The organism is Buttiauxella sp. WJP83, from assembly GCF_027594725.1.
Taxonomy (GTDB): domain Bacteria; phylum Pseudomonadota; class Gammaproteobacteria; order Enterobacterales; family Enterobacteriaceae; genus Buttiauxella; species Buttiauxella selenatireducens.
Genome location: NZ_CP110080.1, coordinates 3,211,479 through 3,225,743, shown reverse-complemented (window position 1 = coordinate 3,225,743; position 14,265 = coordinate 3,211,479). Strand labels below are relative to the sequence as shown.

15 protein-coding genes are annotated in these 14,265 nt (G+C 48.8%); 5 read left to right on the top strand and 10 right to left on the bottom strand.

Features of this window, described 5'->3' with window-relative positions:
* The first annotated feature begins 129 nt into the window (after window positions 1-129).
* Together dinG and ybiB are read left to right on the top strand one after the other, a co-directional pair.
* Window positions 130-2,292 (top strand): ATP-dependent DNA helicase DinG, encoded by a 2,163-nt coding sequence (gene dinG, locus OH773_RS14975; protein WP_270145886.1) that lies wholly within the window; start codon window positions 130-132, stop codon window positions 2,290-2,292.
* A gap of 14 nt (window positions 2,293-2,306) precedes the next feature.
* Complete coding sequence (gene ybiB, locus OH773_RS14970; RefSeq protein ID WP_270139563.1) at window positions 2,307-3,275, top strand: DNA-binding protein YbiB; 969 nt, start codon at window positions 2,307-2,309, stop codon at window positions 3,273-3,275.
* A gap of 98 nt (window positions 3,276-3,373) precedes the next feature.
* Here ybiB and ybiJ read toward each other — a convergent pair whose 3' ends face one another.
* The 3 genes from ybiJ to OH773_RS14955 all read right to left on the bottom strand — a co-directional run bounded on the left by ybiJ (window position 3,374) and on the right by OH773_RS14955 (window position 5,130).
* Window positions 3,374-3,634, bottom strand: coding sequence for a DUF1471 family protein YbiJ (ybiJ, locus tag OH773_RS14965; protein WP_270139562.1), 261 nt, complete (start codon window positions 3,632-3,634; stop codon window positions 3,374-3,376).
* A gap of 430 nt (window positions 3,635-4,064) precedes the next feature.
* Entirely contained in the window at window positions 4,065-4,325 is a 261-nt protein-coding gene (gene mcbA, locus OH773_RS14960; protein WP_270139561.1) for a DUF1471 family periplasmic protein McbA, read from the bottom strand.
* 178 nt (window positions 4,326-4,503) lie between these two features.
* Window positions 4,504-5,130, bottom strand: a complete 627-nt coding sequence (locus tag OH773_RS14955) for a flavin reductase family protein (RefSeq protein ID WP_270139560.1) — start codon at window positions 5,128-5,130, stop codon at window positions 4,504-4,506.
* A gap of 90 nt (window positions 5,131-5,220) precedes the next feature.
* Here OH773_RS14955 and rlmF point away from each other — a divergent pair, with 90 nt between their 5' ends.
* Complete coding sequence (rlmF, locus tag OH773_RS14950) at window positions 5,221-6,162, top strand: 23S rRNA (adenine(1618)-N(6))-methyltransferase RlmF (RefSeq protein ID WP_270139559.1); 942 nt, start codon at window positions 5,221-5,223, stop codon at window positions 6,160-6,162.
* A gap of 97 nt (window positions 6,163-6,259) precedes the next feature.
* Here the strand turns inward: rlmF and glnQ are convergent, their stop codons facing one another.
* The 5 genes from glnQ to rhtA form a co-directional block, all read right to left on the bottom strand.
* Entirely contained in the window at window positions 6,260-6,982 is a 723-nt protein-coding gene (glnQ, locus tag OH773_RS14945) for a glutamine ABC transporter ATP-binding protein GlnQ (RefSeq protein WP_183270990.1), read from the bottom strand.
* Complete coding sequence (gene glnP, locus OH773_RS14940) at window positions 6,979-7,638, bottom strand: glutamine ABC transporter permease GlnP (RefSeq protein WP_183270989.1); 660 nt, start codon at window positions 7,636-7,638, stop codon at window positions 6,979-6,981. The genes glnQ and glnP overlap by 4 nt, the downstream gene beginning before the upstream one ends.
* A gap of 85 nt (window positions 7,639-7,723) precedes the next feature.
* Window positions 7,724-8,470 (bottom strand): glutamine ABC transporter substrate-binding protein GlnH, encoded by a 747-nt coding sequence (gene glnH / locus OH773_RS14935; protein WP_183270988.1) that lies wholly within the window; start codon window positions 8,468-8,470, stop codon window positions 7,724-7,726.
* A gap of 364 nt (window positions 8,471-8,834) precedes the next feature.
* Entirely contained in the window at window positions 8,835-9,338 is a 504-nt protein-coding gene (gene dps / locus OH773_RS14930) for a DNA starvation/stationary phase protection protein Dps (RefSeq protein WP_270139558.1), read from the bottom strand.
* Window positions 9,339-9,738: 400 nt separating this feature from the next.
* The gene (gene rhtA, locus OH773_RS14925) at window positions 9,739-10,626 is read right to left on the bottom strand and encodes a threonine/homoserine exporter RhtA (protein ID WP_270139556.1); all 888 of its coding nucleotides are present in this window, start codon (window positions 10,624-10,626) and stop codon (window positions 9,739-9,741) included.
* Between the two features lie 369 nt (window positions 10,627-10,995).
* Here rhtA and ompX point away from each other — a divergent pair, with 369 nt between their 5' ends.
* Entirely contained in the window at window positions 10,996-11,502 is a 507-nt protein-coding gene (ompX, locus tag OH773_RS14920) for an outer membrane protein OmpX (RefSeq protein ID WP_183270985.1), read from the top strand.
* Window positions 11,503-11,570: 68 nt separating this feature from the next.
* Here the strand turns inward: ompX and OH773_RS14915 are convergent, their stop codons facing one another.
* A complete protein-coding gene (locus OH773_RS14915; protein WP_270139555.1) occupies window positions 11,571-13,157 on the bottom strand; it encodes a sulfatase-like hydrolase/transferase in 1,587 nt (528 codons plus the stop codon).
* Between the two features lie 319 nt (window positions 13,158-13,476).
* The gene (mntS, locus tag OH773_RS14910; RefSeq protein ID WP_183270983.1) at window positions 13,477-13,605 is read right to left on the bottom strand and encodes a manganase accumulation protein MntS; all 129 of its coding nucleotides are present in this window, start codon (window positions 13,603-13,605) and stop codon (window positions 13,477-13,479) included.
* A 190-nt stretch (window positions 13,606-13,795) separates the two neighbouring features.
* Here mntS and mntR point away from each other — a divergent pair, with 190 nt between their 5' ends.
* A complete protein-coding gene (mntR, locus tag OH773_RS14905) occupies window positions 13,796-14,263 on the top strand; it encodes a manganese-binding transcriptional regulator MntR (protein WP_064548362.1) in 468 nt (155 codons plus the stop codon).
* The last annotated feature ends 2 nt before the right edge of the window (window positions 14,264-14,265 follow it).

Sequence of the window (14,265 nt, the reverse complement as noted above, 5' to 3'; positions counted from 1 at the left end):
GAGAGGGTCGCTCGCCGGTCGCCTTGTCATGCGTCAAGCCTTGCTGTAACACCGGATCAGAAAAAACAATACAGCCCACCTTCAAAAAGTGGGACAATAGTGGCTGTTTATACAGTAGAAGTGGTTTTTATGGCCTTGTCCTCTGCGCAAAAAGCGCAAATCGCCGCCTGGTATAAGGCGCTACAGCAACAGATCCCGGACTTTATTCCGCGCCCACCGCAACGGCAAATGATTGCCGAAGTGGCGAAAACGCTCGCGGGTGAAGAAGGGCGTCATCTGGCGATTGAGGCACCTACCGGTGTAGGGAAAACCCTTTCTTACCTGATCCCTGGCATCGCCATCGCGCGTGGCGAGCAGAAAACGTTAGTCGTCAGCACCGCTAACGTTGCTCTACAGGATCAAATATTTAGCAAAGATTTACCGCTGCTACGCAAAATTATTCCTGACCTGAAATTTACCGCAGCCTTCGGGCGCGGGCGCTATGTTTGCCCACGAAACCTGGCAGCACTTGCGACGGATAACCTGGCGCAGGGCGATTTGCTGGCTTTTCTTGAAGACGAACTGTCCCCAACCAGCAAAGACGAACAGCAGCGCTGCGCAAAGCTGAAAACCGATCTTGATGGTTACAAATGGGACGGATTGCGCGACCACACATCGCAATCCATTGATGACGATTTGTGGCGACGTCTGAGCACCGACAAAGCCAGTTGCCTCGGCCGCAATTGCCACTGGTATCGGGAATGCCCGTTCTTTGTGGCGCGGCGTGAAATTGACGATGCCGAAGTCGTGGTGGCAAATCACGCACTGGTGATGGCCGCCATGGAAAGTGATGCGGTATTGCCAGAAGCGAAAAACCTGCTGCTGATTTTAGATGAAGGCCACCATTTACCGGATGTCGCGCGCGACGCGCTGGAAATGAGCGCGGAAATCACCCCAGGTTATAGCCGTTTGCAGTTCGATTTATTCACCAAGCTGGTGGAAACCTGCATGGCGCAGTTCCGCCCGAAAAGCCCGCCGCCGCTGACAAACCCGGAGCGCCTGACCAATCATTGCGATGAAATCTACGAGCTGCTGAGTTCGTTTAACAGCATTGTGTCACTGTGGTTGCCGGGCGAGCAAGAAGCCGAACATCGTTTTGAAATGGGCATTTTGCCAGATGAAATCATGGCGATTTGTAAGCGTCTGGCAAAGCTCATGGAAGGGCTGCGCAGCCTCGCAGAAGCGCTGCTTAACGATCTGAGTGAAAAAACGGGTACCCACGATATCGTACGTTTGCACCGCTCGTTATTGCATATGAACCGTGCGTTGGGGTATTTCGAAACGCAAAGCAAACTGTGGCGGCTTTCAGCGATGGAGCAGGCATCGGGTGCCCCCGTTTCAAAATGGGTGACGCGTGAAATTCGTGAAGGGCAGCCGCATCTTTTCTTCCATTGTGTGGGGATCCGCGTCTGCGACCAGCTCGAAAAACTGGTGTGGCGCAATGTACCGCACGTTATCGTCACATCGGCAACGCTGCGTTCGCTCAATAAATTCGACCGTCTGCAAGAGATGAGCGGTTTAAGCGAAAAAGCGGGCGATCGTTTTGTTGCGCTGGATTCACCGTTTAATCATGTCGAACAGGGAAAACTGGTTATTCCACAGTTGACCGTAGAACCGACGATGGAAAACGAAGCTCAGCATCTGGCTGAAATGGCAGCGTTTTTCCGTGCTGAATTGGCTAAAGGTGAGCATAAAGGGATGCTGGTGCTGTTTGCCAGTAACCGAGCGATGCAGGTGTTTCTGACTCATGTCACCGATCTGCGCCTGACCCTGTTAGTGCAAGGCGACCAACCACGTTATCGACTTGTGGAAACGCACCGTAAACGCGTTGAACAAGGTGAAACCAGTGTACTGGTTGGCCTGCAATCCTTTGCAGAAGGTCTGGATTTAAAGGGCGATTTACTCAGCCAGGTGCATATCCATAAAATTGCCTTCCCGCCTATCGACAGCCCGGTGGTTGTGACGGAAGGTGAATGGTTAAAAACACTGAAACGCTATCCTTTTGAAGTACAGAGTTTACCGAGCGCTTCATTTAATCTTATTCAACAAGTCGGGCGTTTAATTCGTAGCCACGGCTGTTATGGTGAGGTGGTGATTTACGACAGACGCCTGTTGACCAAAAATTATGGCCAGCGTCTACTGGGGGCGTTGCCGGTATTCCCAATTAGCCAGCCTGAAGCGCCAGCAGCTAAACTGATTGATACCAAACCGAAAAAGACCACGCTGCGGCGCAAACGTACGAGTAAGAAATAGAAAGGAGACTGTGAGTGGATTACCGTAAGATCATTAAAGAAGTCGGCCGGGGTAAGAACCACGCACGCGATCTGGATTTTGACACCGCTCGCGGCTTATATGCCCATATGCTCAGAGGTGAGGTGCCGGAACTGGAGCTCGGCGGCGTGCTGATTGCGCTGCGTATCAAAGGTGAAGGCGAGGCGGAGATGCTCGGCTTTTATGACGCGATGAAACATCATCTGATCTCCCTGACGCCACCGGTTAACAAGCCGATGCCCATTGTTATTCCTTCTTATAACGGTGCACGCAAACAAGCCAACCTCACGCCATTGCTGGCTATGCTACTCAATCGTCTTGGTTTCCCGGTAGTGGTGCATGGCGTAAGCCACGATCCAACGCGCGTGTTAACAGAAACTATTTTTAAGCTGATGGGCATTGAGCCGACGGAGCATGCCGGTCAGGCGCAAGCCCGGCTGGATTCGCATCATCCGGTCTATATCCCCATCAGCGCGCTATGTCCGCCAATGGAAAATCAACTGGCGATGCGCTGGCGGATGGGCGTGCGTAACAGTGCGCATACCCTTGCTAAACTGGCGACACCGTTTGAAGAAGATGCCGCACTGCGTCTGGCAAGCGTTTCACATCCTGAATATGTCCCGAAAGTGGCAAAATTCTTTGCAGACATTGGTGGGCGTGGCCTGTTGATGCACGGTACGGAAGGGGAGGTGTATGCCAATCCGCAACGCTGCCCGCAAATTACGCTTATCGACTCGTTGGGCGCACGCGTCGTCAGCGAGCGTCAAACGGAATTCAGTGACGAGGACGTGGTGCTGCCTGCCGGGAAAGATCCGGAAGTGACCGCTCGATGGATAGAACGCTGCGTTGCCGGTGTTGAGCCGATTCCGCAATCCTTAAAAACGCAAATGGCCTGCTGCCTGGTTGCGACGGGTGAAGTTGCTACCCTTGAGGATGCTTATACTCGAGTGAGTCAGACATTTTAGTTCAGACGAAAAAAAGCCCGCGTTATTGGCGCGGGCAACAAGGGTATAACAGAGTATTAAGTGCTTCAAAATGAGGGTGTATCAGGTGTTGCTCAGGGTTATTTATAAATAACCGCAGTGCCACTCATCTTGCCGTTGGTGTTAGCTGAAGTGATGGAGTACGCTTTTGCGCCTGCTGCTTCTGCTTTATCAGCCAGTTTTGCTTCCAGTCCATCCAGAGTTGATGCGCCGTCTGCAGATACCACGCCTACTTTGTTTAAATTCTGAGCTTCAGCAAGATTGATAGATTGTGCAGCGAATGCGCCGAAAGAAAGAGTTGAAAGGGCGATGGCGGCTACAGCATATTTGATGGTTTTCATAGTTAATTTCTCGCAGGTTATTCTGTTTAGGGTGACGATGTCCGTCGATGTGATTATGGTCACACTTTTAAGCAGAATAATAAATCGAATAGAATTGACTGGCTTGTTCAAATAATTTGAATTTATGTTAAATCATTGATATAAAAAATGATTAGCGTGCGAATTATCATTTCACTTTATATATCTTTACATCCGCTTCGTTTACCGCATCTTTTGCTACTTTTTTTTGTCAGCGTTGCCCCGCTCTGATCTGCAATCGCTTGCGCGCATATTGGCCAGCAATGCCGCCGCTCTGGATCGGTCACGAGGTCTTTATGAGTGATTTCAACACTGAACGGATGCAAATGATCCTGACTTTACAGGCAATAAAAAACGGCCTCCTGATTAAAGAAGCCGTTATTACATATACCCCGGGGACAAACTATTCAGACTATTTATAAATAGTCGCGGTGCCAAACATGCGTTCGTCACCACTGGCAGAGTTAACAATAAAACCTTTTGCACCTTCTTCTTTCGCTTTCTCACCCAATTTGGCTTGTAGATCGTCAAGATTAGCTGCGCCAGAGACAGAGACGGTCCCTGCCGGACGCAGTTGACCTATGTTGTCTTTAGAAAGCTGATCGGCGGCGATGGTAGCAAACGGTAATGTCGCAAGGGTGACAACCGCAGAAAAATACAGCAATTTTTTCATAATCACATCCTCTCGCTTTAGGGGTGCTGATAAAAAAACAACCAGCACTTGAAGTGTAGGTGCAATGCGGTAAATAAAAGACGCAAAAAATTGATTAACTTATGCTCATTTTTTGAACAACATAACTTGACGAAATACTTACAAATCATGCGGATACAGGATCATGATTTCGTTGGTTTTATCTCACATCAGGGCGAATTAAGTCAAAGCGATGGGATTCATCAATGGTGTAATAAGCAGAGGGACCGCCCGCGCGCAGCACCGGTTTTGCCAATGCTGTTTGGTAAATGCCCTCGATCAGCAGGGATTCATCGATATGTACCGCGACGACTTCACCCAGGACAAGCCAGGTATTGATAGCCGTCCCGTCAGCACCCGTTAGCTGAATGCACTGAGACAAGCGGCACTCGAAATTGACCGGACTTTCTGCCACCAGACTGGCTTTGACTTTTCGTCCTGCAACAGCGGTTAATCCGGCGCGAGTAAACTCATCTTCACCGTGCGGGATGGAGGCGGAGGTTTCATTCATCTGTTCGGCCAGTTCACGCGTGGTCAGGTTCCAGACAAACTCTTTGGTCTCAAGAATATTTTGTACGCTGTCTTTCCAGCCGCTGCTGGCGAACCCAATAATCGGTGGTCGATAATTAAAACAGTTAAAGAAACTGTACGGTGCCAGATTTCGTTGCCCTTGCTGATTGTAGGAGGCAATCCAGCCAATAGGGCGGGGACCGATAATGGCGTTCAATGGGTCGTGGGGCAAACCGTGGCCGTCGGCAGGTTCGTAGTAATAGCGTTTCGCGGACATAAGACCTCATTCAGTGATGAAATTGGCGTGGCGTATTTACCCCGCAGGTTTCACAGAGTATCTTACGCGACCACACAAGGAGAAGCCGCAATGAAAACCCCCGCCACCACTAAACCAGGTTTGCACCCACGTAACCGCCACCGTAACCGTTATGATTTCCCGGCGCTGACGCAAAGTAGCCCAGCTCTGAGCGCATTTTTACGCCCAGGCCCACATGGCGATACGACAGTTGATTTTGCCGACCCACTGGCAGTTAAAGCGCTCAATCAGGCGTTATTGGCGCATTTCTACGGGGTGAAACAGTGGGACATTCCAGAAGGTTTTCTTTGCCCTCCGGTGCCAGGACGTGCCGACTATATTCACCATCTGGCCGATTTACTGGCTGAAGGTAACGGCGGGGTGGTGCCTTCACAGGCTTCGGTGTTGGATGTGGGCGTGGGTGCGAACTGTATTTATCCACTTATCGGCCAGCACGAGTACGGCTGGCGCTTCACTGGGACAGATGTGGATGCTGAAGCTGTGCGTAATGCGACGGCGATTATTGATGCAAACCCAGGGCTGTCGCGTCTTATTCGTGTGCGTCGTCAGAAAACGCCAACGGCGATTTTGCCCGGCGTGATTCATAAGAATGAAATGTTTGATGCCACACTCTGCAATCCTCCGTTCCACGACTCTGCACAAGCGGCTCGCAGCGGTAGTGAGCGTAAACGCGTAAACCTCGGACAGGATAAAGACGCCGCATTGAATTTTGGCGGTCGTGAGCAAGAACTGTGGTGTGAAGGTGGCGAAGTGGCATTCGTCAGCCAGATGATTAACGAGAGCAAAGCATTTGGCCGCCAGGTACAGTGGTTCACTTCGTTGGTGTCCCGTGGCGAAAATCTGCCGCTGATTTACCGCGTATTGCAGGAAGCGGGTGTCGAAAAAGTGGTGAAAAAAGAGATGGCTCAGGGGCAGAAACAGAGCCGATTCATTGCCTGGACCTTTATGAATGACGCACAACGCGCTCGTTGGGCCGCTACGCGTTACAAATAGTGATAAACACCCTCACCCCGGCCCTCTCCCCCAGGAGAGGGAGAAGACCGAACTATCCCCTCTCCCTTGAGGGAGAGGGCTAGGGTGAGGGGGGAAATCAAGACACGTGCTGCAAGAATTCCTGCAAACGCTGGCTTGGTGGGTTATCAATCAGCTCTTGCGGATTACCATCTTCAGCAATGCGCCCTTTATCAATGAAGATCAGGCGCGAAGCGACTTTGGCGGCAAATCCCACTTCGTGAGTGACGATAACCATCGTCATGCCTTCCTCTGCCAGATCCTGCATAACTTTCAACACTTCGTGACGCAGTTCCGGGTCAAGTGCTGAAGTAGGCTCATCAAACAGCATCATTTTCGGCTTCACAGCCAACGCACGGGCAATCGCCACACGCTGTTGTTGGCCACCGGAAAGCTCTGACGGATAGTGATGTGCGCGTTCAGCAAGGCCCACTTTTGCCAATAGCTCTTTAGCCAGTTTATCGGCCGCGTCTTTTTTCAGACCACGCACACGAATCGGACCAAAAGCGACGTTTTCCAGCGCTGTCAGATGTGGGAACAGATAGAACTGTTGGAACACCATGCCGGCTTCCTGACGAATCAGGCGCTCATCCACTTTAGGATCATTCACTTTCAGACCGTCAACAAACAGGTCGCCACTGGTGATGTCTTCCAGTTTGTTAATGCAACGCAGCAACGTAGATTTACCAGAGCCTGACGGCCCGATAATCACCACCACTTCGCCCTGTTTAATGTTGAGGTCGATGTTATGCAGCACCTGGGTTTTGCCAAAGTGCTTAGAGACGTTTTTAAATTCAATCACAGGATTTTCATCCTTCTTTCAAGGCGACGCAGCACGAAGCTCAGCACCAAAGTAATAATCAGATAGAAGACTGCAACGGCGCTCCAAATCTCTAGCGCACGGAAGTTTCCTGCAATAATTTCTTGCCCCTGGCGGGTCAGCTCAGCGACGCCGATAACAATAAACAGCGACGTATCTTTGATGCTGATAATCCACTGGTTACCCAACGGCGGCAGCATACGGCGCAGAGCCAGCGGCATAATGACGTGGCGAATGGTTTCACGCTTGGACAGACCGAGTGCAAGCCCGGCTTCCTGAAAACCTTTATGAATCGACAGCACCGCACCACGGGTAATTTCCGCAATATAGGCACCGGAGTTGATCATAATGGTCACGACAGCCGCTGTGAACGGGTCGATACGCAAGTCAGGGACTGCCATAGGCAGCGCGAAGTAGATGAACATCACCTGTACGACGATTGGCGTACCGCGGATGACTTCAATGAAAACTAATGCGATGTGGTTGGCAATCCAGCCGCCGTAGGTACGGGCGAAACCGGCCACCAGGCCAATGATCAGACCGCCAAACAACCCGATGACCGAAATCAGCAAAGTCATTTTGGCGCCTTCAATCAAAAGCGGGATTGCAGGCCAAATGGCACTCCAGTCGAACTCCATGATTAATTCCTGTTGTATACCGTGGTTCAAAAATAACAGGGGCGGAAATGGTCGCCCCTGAGTGACTCATAAAACTTTAGAATTATTATTTTGGTTCAGTACCGAACCATTTTTTGTAGATTTCGTTGTACTTTCCGTTCTCTTTCAGTGTTTTCAGCGCGCCGTTAACTTTAGTACGCAGTTCATCGCTTCCTTTAGGGAAGGCGATGCCGTATTGCTGTGCTTCCAGAGAATCACCTACAGCTTTGAACTTGCCCTGGCCTGCAGTTTTGATGAAGTACAGGATGTTTGGTGTGTCATGCAATACTGCGTCAGCACGGTTTGTGCCCAGTTCCATGTAAGCGTTATCGATGTTCGGGAACTGACGCAGGTCTTTAGTTTTGATATTTGCTTTCGCGTAATCAACAGAGCCGGTGCCGCTCTTCACCGCAACCACTTTGCCGTCGAGATCTTTGACGCTTTTAACGGTGTCGTTGTCGGCTTTAACCATCACCAACAGGCCGCTTTTGTAGTAACCGTCAGAGAATTCGATAGCCTTTTGACGCTCAGGAGTAATGGTGATACCCGCCAACGCCAGGTCAATGTTTTTGGTTTGCAGCGCAGGAATAATGCCGCTGAAATCCATAGGTTTGAGGGTGTAATCCAGTTTTAATTCTTTTGCTACGGCATCCCACAAATCGATATCAAAACCGACGTATTTGTCGCCTTGTTTAAATTCGAAAGGAACGAATGCGGTGTCGGTCGCAACGACCAGTTTCTTATCAGCGGCGTGGGAAGAAACCGCAAAAGCCAGGGTGAGTGCAGCCAGTGAAACTTTCAAAATCGACTTCATAGCATTTCCTTGTTTATCCATGGGGCAATCCCCTGCATCAGCAAACCGTAACATGGAAAAATCGTGCCAGGTTTTCAACTTACTGTTTTTGCAAGGATGTGAATATGTAACATTGCACAATAATGGTTGCAAGCCAGTTACGATGCACTGTTATGGTGCCCAATTTTGGTGCGTAAAGTGGGGAGAAATGTTGAAGCCTATTTTTACCGCAGATTAAGGCGGCAAAACAATCATCTGTTAACGATTGTGTGAAGTGATTATTACAAATGAGTAACTTTTGTAGAGGGAGATAACAAAACAATGCGCTAAAACAGTGCAAGCATCCCCCCGAAGACGGGAGGATGAAGTCACAAATCGCTCGCAATTAATCGATATTCGACTCGATAAACCACAAGAATTTGTCCAGATCGCGTGAAGCTGCGGTCAGGATATCAGCAGTATCCTCGTCTTTGGCTTCACTGATTGCTTTACGCACATCGTTAGCCACAATGGCATAACGATCGGCTAACTCTTTCAGATGATCCTGAACCGAGTGGATATCCAGCGGATAACTTTTCAGCGGTGTTTTACTGTTAATGACTTGAGTTGTACCCAGAGCGACTCCACCCAGTTGAACGGCGCGTTCAGCCATAGTGTCAAGATGGTCTGTGAGGGCGGTGCGGAAACCGTCAAGCATTTCATGTACTGCAATAAAGTTGGCACCACGCATATTCCAGTGCGCTTGCTTGGTAATCAACGACAAATCAATGAACTGGATGACCTGGCGATTGAGCAGCTCAATGGTCGCTTTCTTTTCGCTGTCTGCAACATCGTTACGGGTATACAGCAGATTGGTAGATTTGGTTTTTACCAGTTTAGCGGTAGTCATAATCTTTCATCCTCTTGATGTTATATACCCTAAATAATTCGAGTTGCAGGTAGGCGGCAAACTCAGGAATCCCCAGGAGCTTACTTTAGTAAGTGACTGGGGTGAGTGAGTGCAGACAACACCCCTGCAGCTCGAAGTATGACGGGTATGTCCAATGAATTACCGGAAATAAGTATAGCACCGGATTTTGATTTCACCGGAGTCGTTAATACCTATCAGATAAATAGAGATTAATTAATGGAATTTATTAACTCATTGTTAATAAATGATTTTTAATATTATGTTGCAGGCGGTAAGAGAAATAAAACAAACATGAATATTGAATAGTAATTATTATTGTTTTCGCATGGGTGAAGTTATTTACCGTGATTACAATTACCACGGTAAATAATAGAAAGGCTTAATTTACATCGACGCTAGTAATCTGTGTTTCGCGCTTGAGTGTCAGCGTCGAGCCGATGGATGCGGCAATAATTGAGAGCAGCGCCAGCCATTGAACCAACGTCAGATGTTCACCAAGGAACAACATCCCTGACAGTGCTGCGAGCCCGGGTTCCATACTCATCAGCGTGCCAAAGGTGCGAGTCGGTAATCGCGTGAGCGCAATCATTTCCAGCGAGTAGGGCAGAGCCGTCGATAACACCGCAACGCCAAGGCCTAGCGGTAAAAGTGACCAATGCCAGAGGAGTTCCCCTGATTGCCATGCGCCAATCGGCACAAAGACCATTGCCGCAATAAGCGAACCGAATGCCACCGTTGCTGGCCCATGATCGGCCCCCGCTTTCTGTCCAAACAGGATGTAAATCGCCCAACAAGCCCCGGCACCCAGAGCATAGGCGGCACCCGCGAGATCGACATGCGAAATTGATTGCCCGAGTGGTAACAAGAACCAAAGACCTAATACCGCCAATATCACCCAGATAAAATCCACTGCTCGGCGTGATGAAAACAGAGCCACGGCGAGCGGGCCGGTGAACTCAAGCGCGACTGCAATCCCGAGCGGCACGGTTTGGATAGATAAATAAAACAGGTAGTTCATGCCCCCGAGCGCCAGCCCGTACATCAATAAAGGGATGCGTTGCTCAGCTTTGAATCGGAGTCTCCACGGCTTAAAGACAACCACCAGAATCAATGTTCCCAGCGCCAGGCGTAACGCCGTCACTCCAGGCGCACCGACTAGTGGGAAAAGCGATTTTGCAAGTGATGCACCACTTTGAATCGACGTCATGGCAATCAAAAGAACAACAATAGGTAACCATATGGGGGTTTTACGTGGCGATAACGGCATCCAGCATCCTGTCAGTCAGTGTCTATTTTGGTCAAGAAAGTAAAAGTGACCCCAGTGTAAATGATTAAGTTATGGCTGGTTGAGATTTCATTGAAAAAAATAATGGCCCGATGCAGTAAGATAACTGTGTGAATGCATAAGATTTGTTCGAAATTGTTTAAGAATTATCTGGATGACTATGTTGCATTTTATGCCAACAATTACGTCGCTTTCTGACAAAAAGTCTATGAATTTAAGGTAGTAGGATGTAATGGAAATGATCTGTTACATGAAAGGGTTCATTAGACAACGTAAATGTCGAAGAGTTTCTGACACAATTTTGATATATTAAAAACTTAGAAGTTACTTGAAGCACATTTGAGGTGGATTATGAAAAAAATTGCATGTCTTTCAGCACTGGCTTGTGTTCTGGCCGTTTCCGTTGGTACCGCATCTGCAGCAACTAGCACCGTAACCGGTGGCTACGCACAGAGCGATATGCAGGGCGTTGCTAACAAAGCTAGCGGTTTTAACCTGAAATACCGTTACGAAAACGACACCCCACTGGGTTACATCGGTTCTTTCACTTACACCGAGAAAAACCGTACTGAAGATGGCGTTTATAACAAAGGCCAATACTACGGTATCACTGCTGGTCCTGCTTACCGCATCAACGATTGGGCAAGCATCTACGGTGTAGTGGGTGTGGGCTACGGTAAATTCCAGAACACCGCTTTCCCTAACAAATCTGACACCAGCGACTACGGTTTCTCTTACGGCGCAGGTATGCAGTTTAACCCAATCGAAAACGTTGCTCTGGACGTTTCCTACGAGCAGAGCCGCATCCGTAACGTTGATGTTGGCACCTGGATCGCAGGCGTGGGTTACCGCTTCTAATTTCACTCTTTTATCGAGTGAAAAAAAATCCGCCCTTAGTGGCGGATTTTTTATATCTACAATTTGAGTTACCGTGTTTTGGTTTCAAACACATCCGTCTGAAGATGAGTATAGTCCACCTTCTTGAGCTTAAAGTTGGTGATGTAGATTGGCCCGGCATTTTGCTCAGAGATGAATTTGTACTTCGGCGTTAACTCTTTGGTTTTAATCCCCGTCCACGCAGAGAAGAAATTCAGGAAATCATTTGCTGAACGGCGCGCTTTTATCTGGCGATGCACTTTATCGTCACTGGACAGCACCATAAATGGTACCTGGAAGTTTTGTTGGAACGCATCATCATGCGCCAGATACTGCACATCTGTACCGCGTTCTTTGACTGCCAGACCATGGTCGGAGAAGTAAACCATCGAGAAACTCTCGCCGCTATTTTGTAGCTGTTGGTAGAGTTGTTTTAGCAAATCGTCGGTTTGCGTCATGCTATAGATATAACAAGACGTCTCTTTCGACTGGACGAAATCTTTATACTTACCTTGCGTCCGGTCGCATGCTTGAGGATGTGACCCCATCAAATGCAGAACGATTAATTGCGGCGTGGTGCGTGGTGTCGCAAATACCTGAGCCGTCATTTTGAGCAAGGCTTCATCACGGGTATTTTTATCTGCTTCAAAATCTCCGCTTTTCAGGAACTGCACTTCATCAGCACGTTTAGCGATGCTGGCGATAGCGGTATCGTACTCACCAATTTGTCCCTGATTTGAGAACCACCAGGTCTGGAAACCAGCGCGGTTAGCAAGCGTAATGATGTTGTCCTGATATTGCGGTTTGCCATCAATGACTCGGTTAAGCGTCATGCCCAGTGATTTCTGAGTTGAGCCGCTGGCGGCCACATAATCCATAAACAGATTGCCGTTGACCTGGCTGGCAAACGGGGTGTTGTCCCAATGGCCGCCAAATGCACCTAATACGTCGCGGCGCGCGCTTTCGCCAATTACTACCACGTAAGTTTGATATTTTGGTTTAACTGCCAGCACATTCCAGGTGTCCTTCATTTGCGCGAAGGCCTGCATGCGCGTTTGCTCATCAATAACTTCCTGATTGTTGACGACAACATCTTTAACGAAGCGGAATACCGGGTAGCCGGAATCTTTGATTTTAAATACGCCGCCATAGGCCAGGTTTTGTACCGGAGCGACAAAGAAACACACCACGCTAACGACCAGACATAAACTATCAAAATGGCACCACAGGCGTTTTTTCGGCGCAATTTTGCGGCGCAAAGCAATAACACCGAGCGCAAGAATAAATAGCGACACTAAATAGCTGTACCACGGGAAGATGGTCATCAATTCCGTGGATTCTTCGAAATTAGTCGAGTGCAGGGCAAGTAGGGTATTAAAGTTCGGCGAACCGTAGGCCTGGCCAAAGGGGAAATACATAGCAGCAATCAGGCTGCAAATCGCCAGTAAACCTTTTTGTAATTTGGGTGCACTGCGCCACAGCAGCAGTAAGACACAACTGAATGCCACTGCATACAGAATGCTAAATTCGTAACCGAGAGCAAAGTTAATCAATAAAGACTGAAGGAAATAAAAACCAGTCCACGGATTAAGCGCAACTGCGCGAATCGTCAGGGTATCTTTAACCGTTAAATTCATGTTTATCGAGATCTACTAAACGCCATGCGAAAACCCTGGCGACGAGGGTAAGAACCTGCCTGACAGACGGAAAAGAAGGGAGACTGGACCGCATCTGCGAGCCGTTTCATGTGCAGGGCTGCAAGAAGATAGAGCGGTACGATAAGAAGATCAACTGATAAGAGAAGTGTGTTTTGCGAAACAGGTAGCAAATCCGACAAATGGTAGGGTTTAAGCGCCTTAGCGCGAGGTATTCACTGAATCTATTGAAATGAACTGTTACAAACAAGCTGTGGTTAGATTCCTGAGAGACTAAAGCAGAAGAAGGCAGGGCGGCTGCCTACGACTTAGGTTTTTCGCCCTGCTCTGGTTTCCCGGAAACCCAATCACATAACATGTTCAGCAGCATCAGCCGCACTTGAAATGGGGAATGTGTAAACACTTTCATGCACCTTTTAAATTCGCTCATTATTTCCTCCCGTTCACTTCTGCTGCCCTTGATTCCCTTTAGGGCTGATTGCATTACATACAGATATAGCACAGGCTATATTGTATAGCTATTGCTAATTCGTTAAATTTTTGTGCTTACGTGATGCTGGTTTACAATGGGGCCAAACGTCGTCATTGGACGATGCCGCGCCACTGCATGAGGAAGCATCATGAGCCGTACGCCTGGCCAAAAAAATAAACAGAAAGTGACGCAGTTGGTAAATGTTGAAGAGCATGTCGAAGGCTTTCGGCAGGTGCGGGAAGCGCACCGTCGTGAATTAATTGATGACTACGTTGAGTTGATTTCAGATTTGATTCGCGAAGTAGGGGAAGTGCGCCAGGTAGACATGGCGGCGCGACTCGGTGTTTCTCAGCCGACAGTTGCAAAAATGTTAAAAAGACTTGCCTCGGTAGGCCTTATTGAGCAAATACCGTGGCGGGGTGTGTTTCTGACTGCTGAAGGTGAAAAACTGGCGCAAATCAGTCGTGAGCGTCATCAGATCGTCGAGAATTTTTTCCTCGCATTGGGTATTAGCCCGGAAACCGCAAGGATTGACGCTGAAGGGGTAGAGCATCACGTCAGTGAAGAGACCCTGGCAGCCTTTCGCTTGTTTAGTGAGCAGCGAGGGTTCAAGTAGGA

Coding starts and splice junctions, on each gene's coding strand:
- OH773_RS14915 (WP_270139555.1), bottom strand. CDS start 13,157: ATGAATTTAACGGTTAAAGATACCCTGACGATTCGCGCAGTTGCGCTT.
- mntS (WP_183270983.1), bottom strand. CDS start 13,605: ATGAGCGAATTTAAAAGGTGCATGAAAGTGTTTACACATTCCCCATTT.
- dinG (WP_270145886.1), top strand. CDS start 130: ATGGCCTTGTCCTCTGCGCAAAAAGCGCAAATCGCCGCCTGGTATAAG.
- glnH (WP_183270988.1), bottom strand. CDS start 8,470: ATGAAGTCGATTTTGAAAGTTTCACTGGCTGCACTCACCCTGGCTTTT.
- ompX (WP_183270985.1), top strand. CDS start 10,996: ATGAAAAAAATTGCATGTCTTTCAGCACTGGCTTGTGTTCTGGCCGTT.
- rlmF (WP_270139559.1), top strand. CDS start 5,221: ATGAAAACCCCCGCCACCACTAAACCAGGTTTGCACCCACGTAACCGC.
- glnP (WP_183270989.1), bottom strand. CDS start 7,638: ATGGAGTTCGACTGGAGTGCCATTTGGCCTGCAATCCCGCTTTTGATT.
- OH773_RS14955 (WP_270139560.1), bottom strand. CDS start 5,130: ATGTCCGCGAAACGCTATTACTACGAACCTGCCGACGGCCACGGTTTG.
- mcbA (WP_270139561.1), bottom strand. CDS start 4,325: ATGAAAAAATTGCTGTATTTTTCTGCGGTTGTCACCCTTGCGACATTA.
- rhtA (WP_270139556.1), bottom strand. CDS start 10,626: ATGCCGTTATCGCCACGTAAAACCCCCATATGGTTACCTATTGTTGTT.
- mntR (WP_064548362.1), top strand. CDS start 13,796: ATGAGCCGTACGCCTGGCCAAAAAAATAAACAGAAAGTGACGCAGTTG.
- dps (WP_270139558.1), bottom strand. CDS start 9,338: ATGACTACCGCTAAACTGGTAAAAACCAAATCTACCAATCTGCTGTAT.
- ybiJ (WP_270139562.1), bottom strand. CDS start 3,634: ATGAAAACCATCAAATATGCTGTAGCCGCCATCGCCCTTTCAACTCTT.